Origin of the sequence: Bacillus sp. FSL H8-0547 (assembly GCA_038002745.1) — a bacterium.
Classification (GTDB): domain Bacteria; phylum Bacillota; class Bacilli; order Bacillales; family Bacillaceae; genus Bacillus_P.
The window spans coordinates 3,559,698-3,583,491 of record JBBODD010000001.1; the positions used below are offsets into that span (position 1 = coordinate 3,559,698).

The window sequence follows — 23,794 nt, forward strand, 5'->3', positions numbered from 1 at the left end:
AAGGGGAATACGATGATGGGGAGAAAAATTGCATGGGTAACAGACAGCACGGCAAGCATTGATCAGGAAATCAGGGATCACCCCGACATATACTGGGTGCCTCTCCTTGTATGCATCAATGGAGAAGACTACTTGGACGGTGTGACTCTTGCACCGGAAGAATTATATCCGCTTCTTAAAAAACCTGAAAATGCCATTACCACATCACAGCCGCCGCCTGGCGCTTTTGCAGAGCTTTACAGGAAGCTTGCAGAAGACTATGACGAAGTGATTTCCATCCACCTGTCAAGTCTTCTCAGCGGTACCTACTCTTCTGCTGTTCAGGCAGCAGGCGAAGCAGATATACCGGTGACGGTCATTGATTCTCTTATTTTGACAGAACCTCTGACTAGGATTGTGAAAGCGGGCGTTCTCATGCAAGAAAAAGGCATGGAGACGGAACAAATTGTTACAGAACTTGAGAGTCTGAAGGAGAAACACCATACATACGTGCTGATCGGGGACCTTACAAGACTTCACAAGAGCGGAAGAATGACCGGAACTCAATATTATCTTGGAAGTCTTTTAAACATTCAGCCAATCATCCGCATTAAGTCAGGGTCGCTTTCTACCGAAGAAAAAGTCAGGTCTGAAAAGAAAGCGTTTCAGTATATAGCAGGTCAAATCAAAAAAGGCAGTCAAACACATTCAATCCGCGAAATTGCGGTGATGTTCACCTCAAAACGCGACAAGGCCGACCGCCTGCATGACACGCTTGTGAAAGAATTCCCCAAAATTCCGGTCAAGCTTGTGCCGCTTTGCACAACAATCGGTGTTCATACAGGCGAAGACGTAGCCGGCGTATCCTGGTTCCAAGAATAGGAAGTGTCTTAAATTGAAAGAAATTATTGAAAACATCGAACGCACCGTAAAGGATCGCCTGAAAAAAGAAGGCACAGGCCACGACTGGCACCATATTGAAAGAGTAAGAAGGACGGCTGTTAATCTAGCGAAAAAATACGCGTGCAGCCAATCTGTTGTTGAACTTTCTGCTCTCCTTCATGATGTGATTGACGAAAAGCTGTCAGATGATATCCGGATGAGTACCGAAGAAGTCGCAGCCCTGCTTGAAAGGGAAGGACTCGATCAGTCGTCTATCAGTGACATTCTGGCAGTTATTACTTCCATTTCATTTAAGGGGGGCAACAGGGAAAAGGTTTCTTCCATTGAAGCGCAGATCGTCCAGGATGCCGACAGGCTTGATGCTATGGGGGCAATAGGAATAGCAAGAGTCTTTTCCTACGGAGGATCAAAAGGCAGCCTCATTCATGATCCGGACATGCCTGTCAGGAGCAGCATGACTGAAAAAGAATACCGCTCGGATCGTTCTACGTCCATCAATCATTTTTACGAAAAACTCCTGAAGCTGAAAGATCTCATGAATACAGAGGAAGGAAGGGTTCTGGCCCTTCAGCGCCATCAATTTATGGTTGCCTATCTCAAGCAATTTTACCTTGAATGGGAAGGGCCCGGAAGGAACTCGTGACGTGCGGTTTCTCTAAATGGCAAGAGCAATTACAGCTATGTTAGAATGGATGCAGACACGAAACAAGGAGTGACATGGCTTGAATATTAAATCAATTGAACCGACACCGAGCCCAAATACGATGAAAGTCATTTTGGATGAGGAGCTGCCGGGCGGGAAAAGCAGCAATTATAAGCCTGAAACAGCTGAAGGTGCACCCGGCGTCATCCAGGAGATCCTCAAAGTGGAAGGCGTTAAAGGCGTATATCACGTGGCGGATTTCCTGGCAGTAGAACGCAATGCCAAATTCGACTGGAAAGAGATTCTTCCCAAAGTCCGTGCTGCATTCGGCGAAGAGACGGAAGATAAAGCTGATTCCAGCTCAAAAATCAATGATCATTTCGGCGAGGTCAATGTCCACGTTCAGATGTTCAGCGGCATCCCGATGCAGGTAAAGCTTTCTGACGGCGAGACAGAAAAGAGGTTCGGACTTCCCGAGCGTTTTCAAAAAGCTGTTCTTGCTGCGCAGCAGAACGCTGACAATGTTGTGCTTGAAAGAAAGTGGAAGGAACAGGGAGTAAGGTATGGCGACTTTGATGAAATTGGAAAAGACGTCACTGAAGAGCTGCAGGCAGCCTATACAGAAGAGCGGCTGACAAAGCTTACAGAAGCTCTTTTGAAAAAGGACAAGTCTGAACCGGTTCCAGCCCGCAAATCATACACGGTGACAGAGGACATGCTCGAGGATCCGGAATGGACAGTGCGCTATGCGCATCTTGAGCAAATGGATCCAAAGGAGAGCGATCTCCCTGTTTTAAATAAAGCATTATCAGATGAAAAGGCCTCAATCCGGAGACTTGCTGCTGTATATCTCGGCATGATCGAGGAGCCTTCTGTGCTTCCTTACCTGTATAAAGCCCTGAAAGACAAATCGGTTACCGTTCGCAGAACCGCCGGCGACTGCCTATCAGACATCGGTGACCCTGCAGCGATGGAAGAAATGATGCTTGCCCTTAAAGACAAAAACAAGCTCGTCAGATGGCGTGCAGCCATGTTCCTATATGAAGTCGGCGATGAGCGCTCATTGAGCGCACTAAAAGAGGCCGAAAACGATCCTGAATTCGAGGTCAGTCTTCAAGTGAAAATGGCCATTGAACGAATTGAAGGCGGAGAAGAGGCAAAAGGCTCCGTCTGGAAACAGATGACAGAAAGCAGACAGCAATAAGACGGCTGAAAGACTAAATCACTTAGTGGATTTAGTCTTTTTGCAGAGTTTTTTTCTAAAATGGAAAGACCCATTCTAAGACTTTGGCCATATTATTTTAGCGAGGTTTCTTAGCGATTGATGAAAAAACGATGGGGGAAAATCTCATATGCCGAATAAGACAAAAGAAGCATTTGACCGACTTGCAAGGATCTATGAAACCGAAACGGACAGTCTTTATAATACAGATTATGAAAGGCCTGCTATGATGGCTAATATTCCTGAAAACCTGAACGGCTCGAGTATTCTTGATGCCGGCTGTTCTGCCGGCTGGTATTCGGATCAGCTGCAAAAAAGAGGAGCGCAGGTGACGGGCGTTGATATCAGCCCCAATATGATTGAAGCGGCCATCAGGAAAACGGGAGGGCGTGCAAAAATGATCTGTCACGACCTCTCAGAGACTCTTCCTTTTGCTGATGCCTCATTTGACGGCATTGTGAGTTCACTTACGCTTCATTACTGTAAAGACTGGAAGCCTGTATTAAGCGAATTTTCCAGAGTTCTAAAACCATCAGGCTGGCTTCTTTTTTCCACTCACCATCCATTTATGGACTGGAAACTGTTTGAGTGCAAGAACTATTTCAGCGAAGAACTTTTGCATGATACCTGGAAAAAGTCAGGTCAGACATTTGATGTGAGTTTTTACAGAAAACCTCTGGAAAAAATCGTCACGGAAACGAGCCGTTTTTTTTCAATAGATGAACTGATTGAACCTAAGCCTGCTGAAAGTTTCTATGAAAAAAATCCTGCAAACTATGAATATTTGACGAATAACCCTCATTTTATAATGATTAGGGCAACTGCAAGATCATAAGAAGAGGACCAATTCCAAGAGGAGACGTTCGATGATTATTTTAAAAAGCGAAAGAGAAATCAGCCGGATGCACGAAGCAGGGAAGCTGCTTGCTTCGTGCCATAAAGAGGTTTCAAAGCTTTTGAAACCCGGTGTAACGACACTTGAGATTGATTCCTTCGTGGATAAGTACCTTGCCGACCACGGAGCGGTGCCTGAGCAGAAAGGCTATAAAGGCTACGAGTTTGCCACGTGTGCATCGATTAATGATGAAATCTGCCACGGCTTCCCGAGAAATCAGGCTTTAAAAGACGGTGATATTGTAACGGTCGATTTTGTCGTGAATGTAAACGGTGCTCTAGCAGACTCGGCGTGGACACATGCAGTAGGAAATGTATCTGATCAGGCGCTGAAATTAATGGATGTTACAAAAACGGCCATGTATAAAGGGATTGAGCAGGCAGTGATCGGCAACAGGCTTGGTGATATCGGCCACGCCATTCAAACATATGCAGAAGGTGAATCCTTTTCAGTGGTGAGAGATTTCACTGGTCACGGCATTGGACCGGCGATGCATGAGGAACCGACCGTGCTGCATTACGGAATGCCCGGAAAAGGCCTCAGACTCAGGGAAGGAATGGTCATTACCATTGAACCGATGGTGAATGAAGGAACATGGTATTCAAAAATGGACGACAACGGGTGGACTGCCCGGACAGTGGACGGAAAACTTTCAGCCCAATATGAGCATACTGTGGCCATTACGAAAGATGGGCCACTTATTTTGACAGAACATTAAGCGATTTCCAGATGGAGATCGTTATTTTTTTGCCTCTTAGAAAATCTGTTTGAAGCAATTTTTAATAAATACAGATACTTGAAGTTATTGTGCTCTGTTTAGTGCCTTTTAGATTCTGAGGGGAATAAAGCAGAGAGGTAATGACCCTTCATGAAGATCAGCATGTTCTGAAGGGAACAAACCAAAGCGTTAGAACTTCTGGAATACAGTCTCAAGGGCATTACCATCTATCTAAGCTAAGGCACCCTTCCCTCAAATCACATCACGTTATGGATCTGAAAAAACTTCAAGCTATTTTATTTTTGTAAATTATTCGAATATTGTTGAAATACGGCAGAATTCGGACTATAGTATATAACAATACCAATTTAACGGGGTGATGTAAGTGAGCAAAAAAGATTTGAGAATCAAGAGTAAAGTAATCAGCGACGATATGAAACGAATGCCGAATCGTGCCATGCTTCGTGCGGTTGGGTTGAAAGATGAAGATTTCCAGAAACCGATGATCGGCATCGCCTCTACATGGAGCGAAGTAACTCCATGTAATATACATATTGATAAACTTGCCCAGCTGGCTAAAAAAGGCGTAAACACTGCAGGCGGCGCAGGCATGATTTTCGGCACAATTACGGTTTCTGACGGCATTTCAATGGGAACAGAAGGCATGCGCTATTCACTGCCGAGCCGCGACGTGATTGCGGACTCTATTGAAACGGTAGTCGGAGCTGAAAATCTCGATGCATTTGTTGCCATCGGGGGCTGTGATAAAAACATGCCCGGATGCATGATTGCCATCGCACGCGCTGAAGTGCCGGCGGTATTCGTATATGGGGGCACGATTAAACCGGGCCGCTTAAATGATAAAGATATTGACATTGTATCTGCGTTTGAAGGCGTCGGAAAATTCAACAACGGAGACATCGACAAAGACGGTCTGCACCAAATCGAATGTCATGCATGCCCTGGCGCAGGTTCTTGCGGAGGCATGTACACGGCGAATACGATGGCATCTGCAATCGAAGCGATGGGAATGAGTCTGCCGGGCAGCTCTTCAAACCCGGCTGAAACAGAAATGAAGCAAAATGACTGCTATGAGGCTGGACAGGCCGTATACCGGATGCTTGAGCAGGATATTTACCCGAAAGACATCATGACGAAAAAAGCATTTGAAAATGCGATTACGGTCGTGATGGCGCTTGGAGGATCAACAAATGCCATTCTTCATCTCATGGCCATTGCCCATTCAATCAATGTAGAACTATCGCTTGAGGATTTTGAGCGTCTGCAGCGCAAAGTGCCTCATATCGCAGATCTGAAGCCGAGCGGAAAATATGTCATGCAGGATCTGCACGAAGCAGGCGGAGTACCTGCTGTTATGAAGCTTCTACTTGAAGAAGGGCTTCTGCACGGCGACTGTCTGACAGTTACAGGAAAAACAGTAGAAGAAAACCTGCGCGAAATGGAAGGCCTGAGAGAAGGACAGGACGTCATCTATCCTCTGGAGCAGGCATTGAGAAAAGACGGGCCGCTTGTGATTCTGAAAGGGAACTTATCGCCAAGCGGGGCGGTTGCAAAAGTTTCCGGCCTGAAAGTAACGAAAATGACAGGGCCTGCAAAGGTATTTGATACAGAGATTGAAGCGACAGAAGCTGTGATGTCAAACGAAGTGACCGCAGGTGATGTGCTGATTATCCGCTATGAGGGCCCTAAAGGGGGACCGGGTATGCCTGAGATGCTGTCCCTGTCATCCATCATTGTCGGCAAAGGCCTTGGAGAGAGCGTAGCACTGCTGACAGATGGCCGCTTTTCCGGCGGGACTCATGGTCTTGTAGTCGGGCACATTACGCCTGAAGCACAGGTCGGCGGACCGATTGCCCTTGTGAAAAATGGTGATCTTATTACGGTTGACAGCGATAAGCGTGAACTTCATCTGCATGTGTCGGATGAAGAGCTTGCTGAAAGAAAAGGTTCATGGAGCGCTCCTCCTCTCAGAAACCGCGGTGTCCTCGGCAAATATGCAAGAACCGTTTCCTGTGCATCACAGGGTGCGGTGACAGATGCATTTGAAGAGGCAAAAGAACCTGCCAAAACCCGCTGAGGGCCCGTCTGTTGAATTGTCATTCCACCTGTAGTATTCTTTTACTACATGCGAAGGCTTAGGAGGAATGACAAATGTCAATGGCATATGAAGAATACATGCGTCAAATGGTGAAACCAATGCGTGCAGAGCTGACAAATGCAGGGTTTCAGGAATTAACGGCTGAAGAAGATGTGAAAGCGTTTATGGAGAAGGCACAAGGCACGACTCTTGTAGTAGTCAACTCTGTCTGCGGCTGTGCAGCAGGACTTGCAAGACCGGCTGCAACTCAGGCGGTTATGCAGGCTGAAAATGCGCCGGACCACCTTGTGACGGTGTTTGCAGGGCAGGACAAAGAAGCTACGGCTGCAATGAGAGGCTACTTTGAAGGGTACGAACCATCTTCTCCCTCAATGGCGCTTTTAAAGGGAGATAAAGTTGTTCACTTTATCCCTCGTCATGAAATCGAAGGAAATACGATCGAGAACATTATGGAAAATCTTATCAGTGCCTTTGACTCAGCTAAATAAGGATTATCGGGATGCCTGGAAGCAGGCATCCCTTTGTCATGACTTGAAAATGGCGCATCTGCAATCCAAGGGGTCCTGTCCAGAAGAAACGGGCCGCCGCGCTTTAAATGGGAGGTGAAAGCCTGTGATTGTCACAACCGCCGGAAGGACGAATCCTTCGATGATCCGGCTTGCAGAAGGAATAGCAAATGACCTGAAGGCAGCTTATATCAGCCGGAAGAAACAGTCCGTACAGACGCTGTCAGAAGAGCACGGAGATGTGCTCGTGGTCGGAAAGAACAGGCTGGAATGGCATAAAAGAGGAGGAGCGGAGCCGTTTTTCTTTCATCCCAATTCAGCCATGTTCAGACTCAAGAGGCTTCAAAAAGGAGAGCATGATCCCCTTATTGTAGCAGCTGACCTGAAACCGGGTGACACGTTTTTGGATTGCACGCTTGGTCTTGGCTCTGACAGCATCACAGCAAGCTATGCAGTCGGATCAAAAGGGAACGTAACAGCAGCAGAAGCGAATCCGCTCGTAGCATATCTCGTAGAAAAAGGACTTGAAACGTGGGAAACGGGAGTGGATGAGTTTGATGACTGCATGCGGAGAATACAAGTCAAAAGCGGGAATCATCTTGATCTGCTGAAGGGACTGGATGCAAATTCTTTCGATGTCGTTTACTTCGATCCCATGTTTGAAGAAGCAATCACAGAATCTGATGGGATCGGACGATTGAGGTCGCTGAGCGAGTATTCTCCAATTACGGAAGACACGATAAAGGAAGCCAAACGGGTTGCCGCAAATAGGGTTGTTTTAAAGGATCATTGGAAAAGCCCGTCATTTGACGAGCTCGGCTTTCGTGTTTTTAAAAGAAAATCAGCTAAATTTCATTATGGTGTGATAGAAACAAAAGATCTGTGAAAAATAGGATGAGGAGGTGCTCATCCAATGTCAAAACATAAAAGCGATCCATCTAAATCACAGCTTGGTTCAACTGAAACTGAAGGACAGGGAACAACGGCTTCAGAAGCAGGAAGAAAACAATCTTCTGCATCCAAAAAGCAAAAGCGTTAAAACGAAAAAGCTCATGGCAGATGCCATGAGCTTTTTTCAGTCCGTAATTTCAGTGAAAATAAAATAAGCCAGTGTCACGAATGATGCAATAATAAAGACGGATTCCATTCTGATTCACTCCAAACACTCTAGGTTTTTATTTCCAGCTTCTCCTTTAGTTTAAACGTTTTCATTTGGATTTAAAACCATTAGAAGGTCGCTTTTTCAAAAAAATTCTATAAATAAAGAATTTATTTATGATAGAATAATAGTATTATAGGAAGACTTGGAGGAAGACACGGCATGATGAACAAATGGATGCGTAAAACGCTTGTCATCTTATTCACTATTGCAACCTTCGGAATGGTTGCGCCTCCGGCAGCCCTGACAGTTGAGGACCGCTCATCTGAAGATTCTTCCGTTAAATTAAATGCACCGCCAAAACCCGTATATGCTGATGAAACCGCTTACTGGCAGGTTCCGTCCAAAGAAGAGTACATTTCCTCTTTTTTAGAAGCGGCGGAAAACCAGTCTTTTCAGAAATTCGGAGACAAAATCGGAATGAAAATCGAGGATGAATTCAGGCAGATCATTCTTCCGAAAATGGAAGAAGCCATCAGGGAGTATGCTGAAGACTATTCGGATGAGGACATCAGGGATTTAGTGATTTCCAAAAAACCTGCTGATGGAAAAGGCGAAAAAATCTTTCACCTGTATAACAAAGAAACCGGTGAGGACATCTTAAGATTTCACGTTCGCCGCGACCACCCTCCAAAGCAGGGATACTGGTTTAACTTTCATTACCACACGCACCATGATTCTTTTCAGAAGCATCACGAACTTGGAAGCATCTACTGGAATCAGAATATGCCTCCAAACTGGATGACACATTAAAGGGGTGCAATGTCTAGTGGGCAAATACACGATTGATGAAATGGTGAAAACAACAAAAGAAATGCTGTATGACAGGGGCGTGGCGCTGACGGATATCGCAGAGATCGTCATGACGCTGCAGAAGAAATATATCCCTGATATTACACTTGAAGATTGTGTTGAAAACGTAGAGAGAGTTCTGAACAAGAGGGAAATTGTCCATGCCGTCCTCACGGGGCTGGCGCTGGATCAGCTGGCGGAGCAGAATCTGCTGCCGCAGCCGCTTCAGCATCTTGTTGAAACGGACGAACCGCTCTACGGCATCGATGAAATCATTCCGCTTTCCATCGTGAATGTGTACGGCTCCATAGGCTTGACCAATTTCGGATATCTGGACAAAGAAAAGTTCGGCATTATTAAAGCGCTTGATGAACATGGCGGAAACCGCGTCAATACCTTTCTCGATGATCTTGTGGCCGCACTTGCCGCAGCCGCAGCAAGCCGGATGGCTCATAGAGCACGGGACATAGCGGACGGCCGCGATGCAAAAGCCACAGTATAAAAAATGTGCACCTCTTAGGTGCATATTTTTTTTGAAACCTTTTCCGGGCTCATCCGTATTAAGTTAGGCAGACTGCTTAAAAGTGTCTTTTTCATGAAGAAAGGTGAAAATACTTAACAAGCAATCTATTTTTCAGTATAATGAAAAAGTTAATGTGAAGTTTAGGAGGAAATGGTAGATGTCAATTTTGCAAGCAATGCTTGACACGTACGCACTTTTTTTTGATTGGGAAATGTGGGGCAAAGTACTTACAGATCCAGTTTCCTGGGGACTTATTGGAACACTGGTCATTCTCGAAGGTCTATTATCAGCAGATAACGCATTAGTACTAGCAGTTATGGTTAGACATTTGCCTGAAGAACAGCGCAAAAAAGCTTTATTTTACGGTTTGCTTGGAGCATACGTCTTCCGCTTCATCGCCATTGGCGTCGGGGTATTCCTGATCAAACTATGGTGGGTAAAAATATTAGGTGCGGCCTATCTTGCATGGCTTGCAGTTAAATATTTCTTGGATAAACGAAAAGAAAATGCCGAAGGTGATGAAGAGCACGGCGGCATCAACAAAAACGGCATTCTTATCCGTCTTTTCGGTACGTTCTGGGGTACAGTTGTGGCAGTAGAATTAATGGATATTGCGTTTTCTGTAGACAGCGTTCTTGCGGCATTCGGCGTCAGCGAACAACCATGGGTTCTTCTTCTCGGAGGAATTTTTGGCGTACTTATGATGCGAGGAGTTGCTGGCGTATTCCTGAAACTGATTGACAAAGTACCTGAGCTTGAAACAACAGCCTACATTCTTATTGCTCTGATTGCAGTTAAAATGGGTCTGGCTGTAGCACATATTCATATCGAGCACTCTGTATTCTTCGTTATCATCCTTGTGATGTTTGCAGGTACATTCGCTCTAAACTATTTCCGCAAAAAATCAAGCCACAGCAACAGCACTGGCTTATAATCTTCAAAGTGAAAAGCTGCATTCGTGCGGCTTTTTTATTTGGTTTTTATCCCAAAAAGAGCATTGAAAACAGCGCAATCAATCCAATCGAAGTAAGACCGTCAAGGACCATGTAGCTCTTTAACGTCATGACTTCAATGACTTCTTCTGTCAGCTGCTGCCTTTCTCTGTATGGAATTCTCCGGTTTATTAGCATCCTCATCAAGATCACCTAATTTCCATGATAATTTCCATCATATGGCGGAATTGCCGTAAAAGTGACAGGACAGAGAATATGGGAAGGGTGTATTCAATATGTTACTATTTTCATAAGGATATAGAACGGATAAAGGAGGTATACATATGTGATGAAACGATATCTTATTTTGGCAAGCCTCTCCATTACAGCAGCGTTTGCCTTCTATTCCTATCCATCCGTAAGTATCCCCTCCGGTCAGCTTCTGAAAGAACATCCTCTTATTCTGGAAACATCAGCGATACCTGCAGGCTCCCCGCTGAACGAAATGGTCTATTTGCCGGAACAAAGCATCAAGGAGCAGGAAGCAGAAAAGATGCTGAAAAACCTTCATCATATCCATCCTGCCATTCTCAATGCTGCAAAGGAGCAAGGTGTGGTCATTAAGCTGTTCGAAGGGAAATTGACCGAAGAAAAAGGGCTTAAGCATCTGGATGGATTAACGCCAAAGGGGCGCAGTGAAGAAACAGGCTGGGAAAGTGTTCCGGGCATGACAGAGGATAACAGAGTGTACGTGAAGATCGGCATGAGCGAATACGGTATGGGACATGGATCGGTGTCACTTGAACTGCACGAATTTGCCCATGCTGCAGATCTCAACGTTTTCTCCCGGGTCAGAAGCAATCCGCTTTATTTGAATATATGGAAAAAAGAAGCCGGCATGCTGTTTTCTGACCAAACCTATTTCACAAGGTTTCCGGAAGAATATTTTGCCGAGATCTTTGCGATGTATTATCACAGCAGGGAGACAAGAATAAAGCTGAAAGAAATGGCGCCGCTTTCTCATCAGTTTATCGCAAATCTTTATAAATCAACGGTAGAAAACGGGACAGACTTCCGATACAATTATCACTAGTATGAAAACGAAGGAAGTGTCTTTAAATGAAGCAATATTTGGATTTATGCAAGCATGTTCTTTCAAATGGAACGGTGAAAGAAGACCGGACAGGCACCGGAACAATCAGTACGTTCGGTTACCAAATGAGATTCGACCTAAGCGAAGGATTCCCTCTTCTGACAACGAAAAAGCTTCACTTAAAATCCATTATTCACGAATTGATCTGGTTTTTGAGGGGAGATACGAACGTAAAGTATCTTCAGGATAACGGAGTGCGCATCTGGAACGAGTGGGCTGATGAAAATGGCGAACTCGGCCCTGTTTACGGACGCCAATGGCGCTCGTGGGAAGGTGCAGACGGGGAAACAGTGGATCAGATTGCAAAGCTGATTGATCAGATTAAAACCAACCCTGATTCAAGACGGCTGATCGTGAGCGCGTGGAACCCGGCAGATGTCGACAAGATGGCACTGCCGCCATGCCACTGTTTTTTTCAGTTTTATGTAAACGACGGAAAGCTATCGTGCCAGCTTTATCAGCGGTCAGCTGATGTCTTCCTCGGCGTACCGTTCAACATTGCCTCATACGCGCTGCTGACGATGATGGTGGCCCATGTGACGGACCTGGAGCTGGGTGAATTTGTTCATACCTTCGGGGATGTTCATATCTACAAAAATCACCTTGAACAGGTCGATCTGCAGCTGACGCGCGATGTCAGAAAGCTGCCGAAAATGAAGCTCAATCCGGACGTGAAATCGATCTTTGATTTTACATTTGAAGATTTCACACTTCAAGACTATGAACCTCATCCGCATATTAAAGGGGCTGTCAGCGTATGATTTCGATGATTGTCGCAATGGATGAAAATCATCTCATCGGACGCAACAATGATCTGCCGTGGCGAATACCCGCAGACCTCGCCTACTTTAAAAAGGTGACGCTCGGACATCCGGTCCTGATGGGGCGGAAAACCTTTGAATCAATCGGCAAACCTCTTCCGGGAAGAGAAAATATCATTCTGACACGGAATAGACAGTATTCTCAGGAAGGCACAAAGGTCATTCATGAGCTGGGTGATGTGCTAGGTGATCAGTCACTTAATGAGAAGAATCTGTTCATCATCGGCGGAGCAGAAATCTTCAAAGAATGCCTGCACCTTGCAGACAGGCTGTATATAACGAAGATTCATGATACGTTTGAAGGCGATACATTTTTCCCGGAATTTAAAGAAGAAAATTACCGTGTCATCAGCCGTGAAAAAGGGCCAAAAGACGAGAAGAATCCGTATGATTATGAATTTATTATTTATGAAACATCAAAAGCGTAAGCGCCAAGGCCCGCTCCGATAGGCAGATAAGAATCCGGCGGAAAAGTCCGGGTTTGACTTTTTTGACGGATTTGTTCTGACAGAGGATCTAGGCGCTGGAGCAGGACGAAGATAACTTTGTTGTTGTTATACACAGACTTTAATTCGTTATAATTTCAATAACAGTGAAAAAAGCCTCCCGTATAATAGGGAGGCTTCTTATTGGGACATCAGGAGGAACAATCAAATGATCAGAATGTTAGTGACGGTTTTGTACGGGATTGGCTATCTAATCTGCAGCCTGCCGGAACTCAGCCGTGTGAAAAAGCTTGACCCGCGCCTTTCCGTCGAAAAAAGAGACGAAGCGGCGCACACACTCCCTAAAAACTGGGCAGCATCGTTAATCAGATCTTCAGGTTCTAAGGTGAAGGTAGAAGGAGAACATAACATGCCCGACGGTCCCGTCCTCATTGTGAGCAACCATCAAAGCAATTTTGATATACCGGTTTTAATGAGTTCGCTTAAAAAACCGGCAGGATTTCTCTCGAAAACAGAGGTGAAAAAACTGCCCCTTCTTCCAAAATGGATGGAAGTCATGAACTGTATTTTTGTTGACCGCAAAAATAAACGCCAGGCTCTGCTGTCTTTGAAAGAAGGAAGCGAAAAACTGAAAGAGGGCCACTCCCTGATTATTTTTCCGGAGGGAACAAGAAGCAAAGGGGACGATCTGGCCGAATTTAAAACAGGTGCTCTCCGAATGGCTGCAGGAGCGGGGGTTCCGATTGTGCCGGTTGCGATTGACGGAACGTATGACATTATGGAAAAACAGGGCGGATGGAGATTTAAGCCGTCCCAAGTCAAAGTCATTGTCTGCAAGCCGGTTCAGGCCGAGGACTATACAGGCCGTGACTTAAAAACAACGGCTGAAGAACTAAGGCAGACCATTGCAAAAACACTCAGGAATCCCTCCTGAGTGTTTTTTTTGAACGGAAATTTAAATGAACGGTACATCTGTGACATAAAACAAAACACAGAAGAACATAGCGGCACTGCCTGCAAGAACAAATCCGTGCCAGATTGCATGGTGGTAGGGGATCTTCCTCCATACGTAGAAGACAGCGCCGATTGTATAGAGCAGACCTCCTGCCAGCAGCAGTCCGAAGCCTTCAGGGCTTAAATAGGCATATAAAGGCTTAATCGCAACAATGATCAGCCAGCCCATCAGAATGTATGCAAGTGTTGAAAGGATGATAAATCGCTTTACAAAAAAGATCTTCAGCACGATGCCTGCAATCGCAAGACCCCATACAATGCCGAGCAGCGTAAATCCAAGCGCTCCACGGAGAGGAACAAGAAGAAACGGAGTATACGTTCCGGCGATCAGCAGATAGATGGCCGAGTGATCCAGTATTTCAAAGACATCCTTTGCCTTTCTGTGCGGAATGGCATGGAGAAGGGTAGAGAACAAGTAAAGCAGGATCATCGTTGCCCCAAAAATGGAAAAGCTGACAACGTGCCACGCATCTCCGTATTTAGCGGCAAAGATAATCAGGTAAACGAGAGCCGGGATGCTTAGAAGCACACCGATTCCATGGGTGATCGCATTTGCAATTTCTTCTTTAATCGAGTATTCCATCTTTAGCTGCCTCCTTTTGAATCGTTTCAAGGTTCTGACTCAGTGACTGAAGAAAATCAAGGCCTTCAAGCGTTATTTTAGTGCCCGCGCGCCCGCGGCCCTTTGTCACATACTCATTTCTTTCAAGAAAATCCAGTCTGTGCCTGACCTGCTGAGGTGTAAGCGGGTTTTTTGTCTGTTTGCTGCTGTCGGAGATGGTTCTCCTGCTGGCAGGGTCCCCGTCTTCATTTGAATCCCGGATCGACTCGAGAATAAACAGGTATTCCTGCTTATCCATCATCGTTAAGGGCTTATCTTTTGTCTTCTTGGGTTCTTTTTTGCTTTCCGTCTCCTTTGAAAGAAAGGGATCCTTCGGAAGATCATGCAGCTGAATGGATCTGCCGTCGCAAACCGTAAGCAAGTAGTCCATCGTGTTTCTGAGTTCAAGAATATTGCCGGGCCATGAATAACCCAAAAGAATTTCACTGACCGTCTTATCAATGCGCACCTCATGCCCTCTTTCCTTTATAAAAAATGCAGAGAGAAGCGGGATGTCCGTCTTTCGCTCGCTTAATGGAGGAAGCGTCAGTCTGAGCACATTCACATGATAATAAAAATCCTGACGAAGAGTTCCATTTTCTACAAGAGCTTTTAAATCCTGAGAAGAAGAAACAATGATCCGCATGTCTGACGGAACGGAAGGTGAAGACCCTGTTCTTTTTGTTTGCTTTGTCTGAAGGACTCTCAGAAGCTGAGCCTGAAGGTCCAGGCTTAAACCTGAGATTTCATGAAGGAAAACAGTTCCTCCATCTGCAGATTCGATCAGACCGCTCCTTTGATCTGAGCCGAAAAGCTCTTCATAAAGAGCAGCTTCAGAATATGTACTGCAGTTAACAGAAGCGAAAGGGCGGGCAGATCTTTCAGAAGCCAGGTGAATTGCGTGTGCAAATGTTTGCTTGCCGCTTCCTACGGGGCCTTCAAGCATGACAGGCAGATCAGCCGCAGCCATTTTTTTGGCAAGTGATTTTTTTTCAATAAACAGGGGGTGTTCGCCGATTAATTTTTCAAGTGTCATATGTTTGCTCCTCGAATGTTCTAATTGGTTTCATTATAACACCCAAATGCAACTAAATGGAACCAATAAAAACATCTTTACAGAATATTAATAAAAATGCAAGCTATTGCTCCAGCGTTTTAAGATTTTCAAGCATGTATGTAAACTGCTTCGGATTTTCAAATTGAGATTCCGTCCAGTTCAGCCTGATCCACTCTTTCAGTTCCTGCACGGAGTTAAATACTTCCCCGCTCGTATCCTCTTTCCGGATCATATACCGGCCGTTATCTGCGTCTGCTGTGACCAGGCAGGGAATGGCACTGCCTGCTGATTTCAGTTCAAATTCCATCATAAACCCTCCAATGTTAAATAATTGTGTGAATTTTTTAATAATAACTTTTAATTTTGAATATTCATGATATAATATTTCAATTAAACTCCAGATGCAGAAAGGATTTTCCGAATGAAACAAATGATGAATCTTGAACCCGCACTTCATGTGGCTGACATCCTAAAGGCGCACCATTTGTTAAAGGATGTAATCGTCCACACGCCTCTCCAAAAAGACGAGCGTCTTTCTGAAAAATATGAGTGCAGCGTTTATTTGAAAAGAGAAGACCTTCAGATTGTCCGATCATTTAAATTAAGAGGGGCATACAACAAGATCAAGCAGCTCTCAGAACAGGAAACGGCTAACGGTATTGTTTGTGCAAGCGCCGGGAATCATGCACAGGGCGTTGCCTATTCCTGCAAACAGCTGAACATTCACGGCAAAATCTTTATGCCGTCAACCACGCCGAGGCAGAAGGTTTCACAGGTGGAGCTTTTTGGCCGCGGGCACATTGAAATCATTCTCACAGGCGACACGTTTGATGATTCTTACAAAAAAGCGAGAGAGTGCAGCGAGGCCGAAGGAAGATCCTTCATCCATCCGTTTGACGATCTCGACGTGATAGCAGGACAGGGTACGATTGCCCTTGAAATTTTGAATGACGCAGATGCTGAGATGGACTACGTGTTTGCGAGCATCGGGGGCGGCGGCCTGATCTCAGGCGTCGGCAGTTATTTTAAGCAGGTTTCCCCAGGCACGAAGATCATCGGCGTTGAGCCGGAGGGAGCTCCGTCATATGCGGAATCCATTTCAGCCGGCAAAGTGGTTGAGCTTGATAAAATTGATAAATTTGTAGACGGAGCTGCAGTAAAAAGAGTAGGAGACAGCAATTTTTCCATCTGCAGGTCCGTTGTGGATGACACGGTTCTTGTTCCGGAAGGCAAAGTGTGCACGACCATTCTCAGCCTCTACAATGAAAATGCGATCGTAGCGGAGCCTGCCGGTGCCCTGCCGATTGCCGCCCTGGACTTCTGCCGTGACCAGATTAAAGGAAAAAACATTGTCTGCATCGTAAGCGGAGGGAACAACGACATTGGACGGATGCAGGAAATGAAAGAGCGGTCGCTTATGTACGAAGGCCTGCAGCATTATTTTATTGTCAACTTCCCGCAGCGTGCAGGCGCACTCAGAGAATTTCTGGATGAAGTCCTCGGCCCGGATGATGACATTTCAAGATTTGAATATACAAAGAAAAACAACCGTGACAGCGGCCCTGCATTTGTAGGGATTGAACTGAAAAAAAGGGAAGATTACAGCGGCCTTATCGAAAGAATGAACCGCAAAGGATTCCCGTACACAGAAGTGAAAAAAGACAGCAGCCTGTTCCATCTTTTCATCTGAAAAATTTCATCCTTCCTGACACAATTAGACAGATTTCTTAAAGCCGTTGGGGTATAATATAAGAAACGGGTGAAAAAGAGGATTGATAACTTGTTATTCAAAAGCCTAGAGTTCAAGCTGTTAAATGGACATAAGGTAAAGATCACAGATATTCCAGTATTGGAGGAAGATAATCAATACCGATTTCTCGTTCAAAGCCGTCTGCAGTCCTTCCTGACAAAGATTACTGCAAAACCGAAACCAAACGCTGTTTACTCATTTAAAGACTACTTAAAAAGAACCGTCAAATGGACCGATTATGAAGCCATCTATCAGCCAGTCACATTAAAGCATAATGCATAGCACAAGAGCGCATGCCCCGGGCATGCGCTCTTTCATTTTGCCTGGGGGGAAGAGGAGTGTGCCATGCGATGCTGTTCTTTTGGCATGCAAGCTAGTGAATCTTCCCCTGCGAAACCGAGAAGCGATTTGAGAGAGTAAGTAAATGCTCGAATCGTACCCTCGTGTATCGAATCTCGATCTGGGAAGGTAAGCAAATGCTGGAATCGTGCCCTGGGATATCGAATCTCGATTTAAGAGGGTAAGCAAATGCCCGAATCGTACCCTGGGATATCGAATCTCGATCTGGGAGGGTAAGCAAATGAGTGAATCGTACCCTGGGATATCGAATCTCGATCTGGGAGGGTAAGCAAATGAGTAAATCGTACCCTGGGATATCGAATCTCGATCTGGGAGGGTAAGCAAATGCCTGAATCGTACCCTGGGATATCGAATCTCGATCTGGGAGGGTAAGCAAATGCCCGAATCGTACCCTCGGATATCGAATCGCGATCTGGGAGGGTAAGCAAATGCCCGAATCGTACCCTCGGATATCGAATCGCGATCTGGGAGGGTAAGCAAATGCCCGAATCGTACCCTGGGATATCGAATCTCGATCTGGGAGGGTAAGCAAATGAGTGAATCGTACCCTGGGATAACGAATCTCGATTTGGGAGGGTAAGCAAATGCCCGAATCGTACCCTGGGATATCGAATCTCGATCTGGGAGGGTAAGCAAATGCCCGAATCGTACCCTCGGATATCGAATCTCGATCTGGGAGGGTAAGCAAATGCCCGAATCTTACCCTCGGATAACGAATCTCGATTTGAGAGGGTAAGCTACGGAGAAAATCGTACCCTCGCAAACCGTAAAACAATCTGGGAAGGTAATCAACCCTCTGGACCTGCCTATGGAATCGCGCTGCGAGAGTTCATTTTATACAGATATTTGTCAGAAAAAACAAAGACTGGTATGATGAAAAAACAGTCTTTTGTGTACAGTAAAAAGTCTGAAGCCTGCAAAGTTGGCAGTTTCCATAAGTTTGTATGCGATTTCGATTGAAACATCTTTATTTGAATGTATAATACAAGGTAGCAAGAATAATAGGGAAGTGATACCGTTGACAAAAGTGAAAATTGTGACTGATTCAACCGGAGATTTGAGTCAGGACATTCTTGAGAAATATGAGATTAACGTTGTTCCGCTGACGATTGTGATAGATGGAAAATCGTACCTTGACCGTGTAGATATTCAGCCTGCTGAATTTATTGAAAAGATGAAAAAAGCGGACGAGCTCCCAAAAAGCTCGCAGCCGCCTGCAGGGAAGTTTGTGGAGATGTACGACAAGCTTGCATCTGACGGAAGCAGCATCATCTCTATTCACATGACAGGCGGTATGAGCGGGACTGTCCGTTCTGCAGAGAGTGCAGCCGGAATGACGGATGCAGATGTGACCGTTGTTGATTCTATGTTCATTTCAAGAGCGCTAAGCTTCCAGGTCATTGAAGCTGCTAAGATGGCACAGAACGGGGCTTCTAAAGAAGAAATTCTTGAGCGGTTGGAGGAAATCCGCCGCAACACAAGCCTATTTGTAACGGTTGACACGCTTGAGAACCTTGTAAAAGGAGGCCGTATCGGCAGAGGAAAAGCCATGATTGGATCCCTGCTGAACATCAAGCCGATTGCCTCTCTGGCAGATGGTGTATACACACCGGTTACAAAAGTGCGAAGCCATTCACAAATTGTTAAGTATCTTGCAAAACAATTTGCAGAGGATGTAAAAAACAAAACGGTTAAAGCTGTCGGAATCGTGCACGCGGATTCTCTGACACTTGCGACCAATTTAAAAAATGCCCTGCATGAAATGAACGCAGACTATCCAATTGATGTCCATTACACAACGCCGGTTATCTCAACTCACACCGGTCCAGGAGCTATTGGTTTTATGTACTATGCTGAATAGATAAAGAGAAAAGGCGCATGAGCAATCATACGCCTTTTTTGAAGATTCTGAAACTTTAACTCCGGACATCCGTATTAGTATTAATCTAATGAAAGAAGGTGAATCAAATATGCTTTGGCTGCTGATTCTTTCCCCGGTTTTAATCCTGTCGGCTCTTGCCATTTATTTCAGCAGAAGGTCCGGAATGACACTTCCTGAGGATTCTAAACAGGATGAGCAATCCGGGTTTCTGTCCGGTTCAGGCTCAACTATGAATTCTTACGGTCCTCCAAATTAGGTTCCGCAACCCCAAAAAGACCCGGGAATATCACGATTCCCGGGTCTTGTCTCACATATGAGCTGCCTCTGCTTATACTCCGGGCAGTTTAGTATCCGTAGGCTCAGCATACCCTTCCTTATATTGCTCATCAATCATTTGCCGCACTTCTTTTACAGAGGTGCCTTTTTCGCGTTCGATAATGGCTTTGGCGGCAATCTCCAGGCACACACCGCATTTTGTGCCGTGGTCGTCCCAGACAATAGTGCCGTCTTCTTTCCGTTCATTAATAAAGCAGTCCCCGTTATCTTTGTGCCCGGCGGATTCGCCGCAGCCGCAATAGCATGGCATATAACTCAGCAGATCCTCATGTCTGGCTGCCGCTGCATAAAGAGTTTTGATTTCGTCAGGCTGCTTATCCAGAAATGCAGGGAGAACTTCCGCTGAAGGCGTTTCCTCGCGGATGTCTCCGCTGTTTTTAAATGATGAATGACTGCTGTGGTCTTCGTGGTTTTCGTTGCCGGCAGATTCCTGACAGCCTGAGAGAATAAGAGAACATGACAGAAAAGCGGTCATGAAGAATGGGATTTTCTTTTTCATTTCGGTCACCTGCTTTACTTGATTATCTTTACTCTAACACACTTCAGAAGAGGCGGTACTTCTAAACTTTTGAACAAATATTGAATTTCTTCTCATACAGTAAGAAAAAGGGGGGAAGAGATGGGAACGAAGAAGGTGCTGTTTTTTGGCGATTTTGGAGTGGACGATATCACGGCGCTGATGTTCAGTTATTTTGATGACGATACAGATATCATCGGCATTGTGGCAGACTACGGGAACGTTTCCAAGCAGACGGCTTTAAAAACAGCGCAATACTTGGCAAAGCTGTCAAAAACGGAAAACATTCCGCTTATTGGAGGCGCAGCAAGGCCCCTTACCGGAGAAATTCCTGTCTACTATCCGGAGATCCATGGCGAACAGGGGCTGGGACCCATCATACCGGAAGGAGAATTTCCGGTTGGCAATTTTGAAAACTTTGAAATGATCCGATCATTGATCACTCAATATAACTATGATGTCACAATCGTAAATGTAGGACGCCTTACGTCGCTGGCAACGGCATTTGTTTTATTTCCGAACATTGTCGGAAGGGTGAAAGATATCATTATTATGGGCGGCGCCTTTTTATATCCCGGCAATGTAACACCTGTTGCAGAAGCAAACTTCTACGGCGATCCTTCAGCAGCCAATCTTGTTTTGACCCTTGCGAATAAGGTCTCGATTTTCCCGCTGAATGTTACAAATTACGCAATCATTCCGGATGAGGTTATTCAGGAACTGGATCAATTCTACAAAGACACAAATAATCAGTTTGGCCAGATCTTGAAACCGATGATTGATTACTATACGAATTTTTATAAAACAAACAATCCGGATATCGCAGGCGGCCCGCTTCACGATCTTCTGGCATTCTGGGGCGCAGTCAGGGAAGATAAAATTACCTATGTTGAAAAACCGGTGAAGGTAATCGTAGAATCCGAGTATGCCAGGGGCCAGAGCATCGCTGATTTCAGGCCGTATAAAATGCTCGCAGACTACCCGGTGCACAGAATTGCCGTTAAATTTGATTACGGGGCATTTGTGTCTGATTTTCAAAAGATTATGAGAAAGGAATGAAATCCTTTTCATGCCAGGCATGTTTTGATACACTTTCCTTATTGAAAGATAAGGAAAGGTGAACCCGTGATGAAAAAATGGCTGTGTCTTATAGTATCTCTTACTCTCTTAACCGGGTGCGGATCCGGAGGCATTAAGGGGGCGCTCAATTATGAAATTGAAGATTTCTCCTATACAAATCAGGACGGGAAAAAAGTTGGACTGAGTGACCTGAAAGGTGACGTCTGGGTAGCGAATTTTATCTTTACAAGCTGTGACACCGTTTGTCCTCCAATGACTGCCCATATGACAGAACTCCAGAAACAGCTGAAAGCGGAGGGCCTTGATGACGTGAGGCTTGTTTCCTTCAGTGTTGATCCCGAAGTGGACACCCCTGAAAAACTGAAGGAATATGCAGGCAGGTACCCGCTGTCATTAGATAACTGGGATTTCCTTACCGGATATAACCAGAGCGACATAGACGCTTTTGCGAAAAACAGCTTTAAAACGATTGTTCAGAAGCCTGAAGGACAAGATCAGGTGATACATGGAACGGTGTTTTATTTAGTAGACCAAAACGGAAAAGTGATGAAGGACTATGACGGCGTGGAGAATGTGCCGTATGAGGAAATCATCGGGGATGCTAAAAAAATTCATGACTGATGCCCGCGCGAATGCGGGTATTTTTCATTTGCAGGGCATGTTGTACAGATTTCCACGCTGTAACTGTAAGCAAAAGCATGGTATAATCATAGGCTAAAAGAACGAGGAAAGGGGGATAACAACATGCGGAAATCGTTTTTAGTGCTGACAGGATTGTGTCTCATGCTTGCCGGATGTGACGTATTTTCTGCAAAGCCTGCTAATATGGCTATGAAACCTGAAGCAGCCGAGGACCCATTCATGAAGAAACCTATCCCCTCTGACTTTATCGAAAGCAATTTAAACGTGGTGGCAGTGGGAGACTCACTGACAGCAGGCGTTGGGGATGCAGATAATAACGGTGGATATGTCGGTGATGTCAGCGATCTTCTGCAGCTTGAAGAAGAGGTTTCTTCAGTAGATGTATCCAACTTCGGCGTCAGGGGACATAAAACAACGGATTTGTTAAAAGTACTTGGCAAACGGGATGTCATTGAAAAGCTGAGAGAAGCAGACATCATTCTGATGACAATCGGCGGAAATGATATCATGAAAGTTACCCGCAATCATATTATGGATCTACAGCTGGAGCCGTACAGAGAAGAACAGCCGCGTTTTGAGAAGCGGTTTGAAAAAATTTTAAAAACAATCCGCAGCGCAAATCCGGATGCCGTTATTGTATACACGGGACTTTACAACCCATTCAAATTCATGCTCCCTGAACTGAGCGAGATTGATACGATTATCGAGGAATGGAATCAGGCGTCAAGCAAGATGATTATGGCGGACGGAAATGCTATATTTGTTCCGACAGAAGATTTGTTTGCAACCAGGTCTTTTGGCAAACTGCTGTATATAGATGAGTTTCACCCCAGTGAAACAGGGTATTCATTAATTGCAGACAGAGTTTATTCAAGTTTGTCTGAACAGAAAGAATAAGATTGGATGATGAACATGGGAAAATGGAAACTCGCATTTATCGTACTGCTCACATTAAATCTGGTATTTCTGCTGTTTTTGGCCGTATCTCCGTTTTTGCCCGCAGAACAGCCGAAAACAGAAACAGCAGATTTCAATGCCGGGGATACGATTCCTCTTACCGTCAGTTCTTCAAAGAACGACCTGAACCGCCTGATTAACTATTATCTGGTGAAAGAAGCAAAAGCAGAGGAACTGAATTACAAGGTTCTGCTTGAAGATAAAGTAAACCTGTATGGCTCGGTAAAGGCTTTTGGAAAAGATGTTGATTTAACGCTCTCATTTGAGCCGCAGGTGAATGAGAACGGCAACATGCTGTTAAAGGTTGAACGTCTTTCTATCGGCAGGCTTCCCATTCCGGTGCCTTATGTTATGAGCTATATTAAAAAGACATATCCGCTGCCTGAGTATGTTTACATTGATCCTAAACAGGAAAGTGTTACTGTCCAGATTACTGAATTGAAGTTAAAAAACAATCTCAAGGCCAAGGCAGAATCATTTAATCTGAAAAATGATGATATCCGGTTCAAGCTGTTTGTGCCGGCGGACTTCGAAAAGTAGCACTGTATCCTCAAGCGGATACGGTGCTTTTTATTTTGAAAAAAATGAGTCAATTGACACCGGTCAGGCTGAGCTTCGGTCAACCGCATCAGTGATAGAAAGAATATACGGGGAGGAAGCTGTCCCACGTACCTTGTTATTAGGAAAATAGGCCTGCAATCATAAAGCTTCGACGCACGGACGAAAGTAGAGCGAAAAGAGCGAACCATGTATACTTAATAGAGATCCAGTCGAAATAAGGCGTCTG

The 23,794-nt window shown here is 45.1% G+C and carries 29 protein-coding genes; 24 read left to right on the plus strand and 5 right to left on the minus strand.

Going from position 1 to position 23,794, the window contains the following annotated elements; genetic code table 11:
- Window positions 1–15: 15 nt before the first annotated feature.
- The 12 genes from MHB63_17885 to MHB63_17940 all read left to right on the plus strand — a co-directional run bounded on the left by MHB63_17885 (window position 16) and on the right by MHB63_17940 (window position 10,393).
- Window positions 16–861 (plus strand): DegV family protein, encoded by an 846-nt coding sequence (locus MHB63_17885; protein MEK3808394.1) that lies wholly within the window; start codon window positions 16–18, stop codon window positions 859–861.
- A gap of 13 nt (window positions 862–874) precedes the next feature.
- Window positions 875–1,525, plus strand: coding sequence for an HD domain-containing protein (locus MHB63_17890; GenBank protein ID MEK3808395.1), 651 nt, complete (start codon window positions 875–877; stop codon window positions 1,523–1,525).
- Between the two features lie 79 nt (window positions 1,526–1,604).
- On the plus strand, window positions 1,605–2,729 hold the full coding sequence (locus tag MHB63_17895; GenBank protein ID MEK3808396.1) for a conserved virulence factor C family protein: 1,125 nt from the start codon (window positions 1,605–1,607) through the stop codon (window positions 2,727–2,729).
- A gap of 148 nt (window positions 2,730–2,877) precedes the next feature.
- Window positions 2,878–3,582 carry a class I SAM-dependent methyltransferase gene (locus MHB63_17900; protein MEK3808397.1) on the plus strand — a complete coding sequence of 235 codons (705 nt, stop codon included), beginning with the start codon at window positions 2,878–2,880 and terminating at the stop codon, window positions 3,580–3,582.
- A gap of 31 nt (window positions 3,583–3,613) precedes the next feature.
- Window positions 3,614–4,360, plus strand: coding sequence for a type I methionyl aminopeptidase (gene map, locus MHB63_17905; GenBank protein MEK3808398.1), 747 nt, complete (start codon window positions 3,614–3,616; stop codon window positions 4,358–4,360).
- A 385-nt stretch (window positions 4,361–4,745) separates the two neighbouring features.
- Window positions 4,746–6,458: a dihydroxy-acid dehydratase gene (gene ilvD, locus MHB63_17910; protein MEK3808399.1), complete on the plus strand. Its 1,713-nt coding sequence runs from the start codon at window positions 4,746–4,748 to the stop codon at window positions 6,456–6,458.
- Window positions 6,459–6,532: 74 nt separating this feature from the next.
- Window positions 6,533–6,967 carry a BrxA/BrxB family bacilliredoxin gene (locus MHB63_17915; protein MEK3808400.1) on the plus strand — a complete coding sequence of 145 codons (435 nt, stop codon included), beginning with the start codon at window positions 6,533–6,535 and terminating at the stop codon, window positions 6,965–6,967.
- A 124-nt stretch (window positions 6,968–7,091) separates the two neighbouring features.
- Window positions 7,092–7,871, plus strand: coding sequence for a class I SAM-dependent methyltransferase (locus MHB63_17920; GenBank protein MEK3808401.1), 780 nt, complete (start codon window positions 7,092–7,094; stop codon window positions 7,869–7,871).
- A 27-nt stretch (window positions 7,872–7,898) separates the two neighbouring features.
- On the plus strand, window positions 7,899–8,024 hold the full coding sequence (locus MHB63_17925; protein MEK3808402.1) for a YuzL family protein: 126 nt from the start codon (window positions 7,899–7,901) through the stop codon (window positions 8,022–8,024).
- 285 nt (window positions 8,025–8,309) lie between these two features.
- On the plus strand, window positions 8,310–8,897 hold the full coding sequence (locus MHB63_17930) for a YpjP family protein (GenBank protein ID MEK3808403.1): 588 nt from the start codon (window positions 8,310–8,312) through the stop codon (window positions 8,895–8,897).
- A 16-nt stretch (window positions 8,898–8,913) separates the two neighbouring features.
- Window positions 8,914–9,438: a phosphatidylglycerophosphatase A gene (locus tag MHB63_17935; GenBank protein MEK3808404.1), complete on the plus strand. Its 525-nt coding sequence runs from the start codon at window positions 8,914–8,916 to the stop codon at window positions 9,436–9,438.
- 178 nt (window positions 9,439–9,616) lie between these two features.
- Window positions 9,617–10,393: a TerC family protein gene (locus MHB63_17940; protein MEK3808405.1), complete on the plus strand. Its 777-nt coding sequence runs from the start codon at window positions 9,617–9,619 to the stop codon at window positions 10,391–10,393.
- A gap of 46 nt (window positions 10,394–10,439) precedes the next feature.
- Here the strand turns inward: MHB63_17940 and MHB63_17945 are convergent, their stop codons facing one another.
- Window positions 10,440–10,595, minus strand: a complete 156-nt coding sequence (locus MHB63_17945) for a hypothetical protein (protein ID MEK3808406.1) — start codon at window positions 10,593–10,595, stop codon at window positions 10,440–10,442.
- 145 nt (window positions 10,596–10,740) lie between these two features.
- On the opposite strand from MHB63_17945, the gene MHB63_17950 reads away from it, so the two are divergent.
- The 4 genes from MHB63_17950 to MHB63_17965 all read left to right on the plus strand — a co-directional run bounded on the left by MHB63_17950 (window position 10,741) and on the right by MHB63_17965 (window position 13,745).
- Complete coding sequence (locus MHB63_17950; protein ID MEK3808407.1) at window positions 10,741–11,484, plus strand: toxin; 744 nt, start codon at window positions 10,741–10,743, stop codon at window positions 11,482–11,484.
- Between the two features lie 26 nt (window positions 11,485–11,510).
- The gene (locus MHB63_17955) at window positions 11,511–12,305 is read left to right on the plus strand and encodes a thymidylate synthase (GenBank protein MEK3808408.1); all 795 of its coding nucleotides are present in this window, start codon (window positions 11,511–11,513) and stop codon (window positions 12,303–12,305) included.
- Window positions 12,302–12,793 (plus strand): dihydrofolate reductase, encoded by a 492-nt coding sequence (locus MHB63_17960; protein ID MEK3808409.1) that lies wholly within the window; start codon window positions 12,302–12,304, stop codon window positions 12,791–12,793. The genes MHB63_17955 and MHB63_17960 overlap by 4 nt, the downstream gene beginning before the upstream one ends.
- Before the next feature lie 226 nt (window positions 12,794–13,019).
- The gene (locus MHB63_17965) at window positions 13,020–13,745 is read left to right on the plus strand and encodes a lysophospholipid acyltransferase family protein (protein ID MEK3808410.1); all 726 of its coding nucleotides are present in this window, start codon (window positions 13,020–13,022) and stop codon (window positions 13,743–13,745) included.
- 21 nt (window positions 13,746–13,766) lie between these two features.
- Here MHB63_17965 and MHB63_17970 read toward each other — a convergent pair whose 3' ends face one another.
- From MHB63_17970 to MHB63_17980, 3 genes are all read right to left on the minus strand, one after another.
- Window positions 13,767–14,408: a hemolysin III family protein gene (locus tag MHB63_17970; GenBank protein MEK3808411.1), complete on the minus strand. Its 642-nt coding sequence runs from the start codon at window positions 14,406–14,408 to the stop codon at window positions 13,767–13,769.
- A complete protein-coding gene (locus MHB63_17975) occupies window positions 14,392–15,462 on the minus strand; it encodes a sigma 54-interacting transcriptional regulator (protein MEK3808412.1) in 1,071 nt (356 codons plus the stop codon). Before MHB63_17975 ends, MHB63_17970 begins: the two co-directional genes overlap by 17 nt.
- 103 nt (window positions 15,463–15,565) lie before the next feature.
- A complete protein-coding gene (locus MHB63_17980) occupies window positions 15,566–15,790 on the minus strand; it encodes a hypothetical protein (GenBank protein MEK3808413.1) in 225 nt (74 codons plus the stop codon).
- 114 nt (window positions 15,791–15,904) lie between these two features.
- Between MHB63_17980 and ilvA the strand changes: the two genes are divergently transcribed.
- The 4 genes from ilvA (at window position 15,905) to MHB63_18000 (ending at window position 19,731) form a co-directional block, all read left to right on the plus strand.
- A complete protein-coding gene (gene ilvA / locus MHB63_17985) occupies window positions 15,905–17,173 on the plus strand; it encodes a threonine ammonia-lyase IlvA (protein ID MEK3808414.1) in 1,269 nt (422 codons plus the stop codon).
- 90 nt (window positions 17,174–17,263) lie between these two features.
- Entirely contained in the window at window positions 17,264–17,515 is a 252-nt protein-coding gene (locus MHB63_17990) for a DUF2535 family protein (protein MEK3808415.1), read from the plus strand.
- A gap of 1,096 nt (window positions 17,516–18,611) precedes the next feature.
- Window positions 18,612–19,454, plus strand: a complete 843-nt coding sequence (locus tag MHB63_17995) for a DegV family protein (protein MEK3808416.1) — start codon at window positions 18,612–18,614, stop codon at window positions 19,452–19,454.
- A gap of 109 nt (window positions 19,455–19,563) precedes the next feature.
- Window positions 19,564–19,731, plus strand: a complete 168-nt coding sequence (locus tag MHB63_18000) for a hypothetical protein (GenBank protein MEK3808417.1) — start codon at window positions 19,564–19,566, stop codon at window positions 19,729–19,731.
- A 72-nt stretch (window positions 19,732–19,803) separates the two neighbouring features.
- On the opposite strand, the gene MHB63_18005 is transcribed toward MHB63_18000, so the two are convergent.
- Window positions 19,804–20,310, minus strand: coding sequence for a PCYCGC motif-containing (lipo)protein (locus MHB63_18005; protein MEK3808418.1), 507 nt, complete (start codon window positions 20,308–20,310; stop codon window positions 19,804–19,806).
- Between the two features lie 120 nt (window positions 20,311–20,430).
- Between MHB63_18005 and MHB63_18010 the strand changes: the two genes are divergently transcribed.
- The 4 genes from MHB63_18010 (at window position 20,431) to MHB63_18025 (ending at window position 23,547) form a co-directional block, all read left to right on the plus strand.
- A complete protein-coding gene (locus MHB63_18010) occupies window positions 20,431–21,387 on the plus strand; it encodes a nucleoside hydrolase (GenBank protein ID MEK3808419.1) in 957 nt (318 codons plus the stop codon).
- A gap of 69 nt (window positions 21,388–21,456) precedes the next feature.
- On the plus strand, window positions 21,457–22,029 hold the full coding sequence (locus tag MHB63_18015) for an SCO family protein (GenBank protein MEK3808420.1): 573 nt from the start codon (window positions 21,457–21,459) through the stop codon (window positions 22,027–22,029).
- Window positions 22,030–22,152: 123 nt separating this feature from the next.
- Window positions 22,153–22,947: an SGNH/GDSL hydrolase family protein gene (locus MHB63_18020; protein ID MEK3808421.1), complete on the plus strand. Its 795-nt coding sequence runs from the start codon at window positions 22,153–22,155 to the stop codon at window positions 22,945–22,947.
- 15 nt (window positions 22,948–22,962) lie between these two features.
- The gene (locus MHB63_18025) at window positions 22,963–23,547 is read left to right on the plus strand and encodes a YpmS family protein (protein MEK3808422.1); all 585 of its coding nucleotides are present in this window, start codon (window positions 22,963–22,965) and stop codon (window positions 23,545–23,547) included.
- Window positions 23,548–23,794 lie beyond the last annotated feature (247 nt).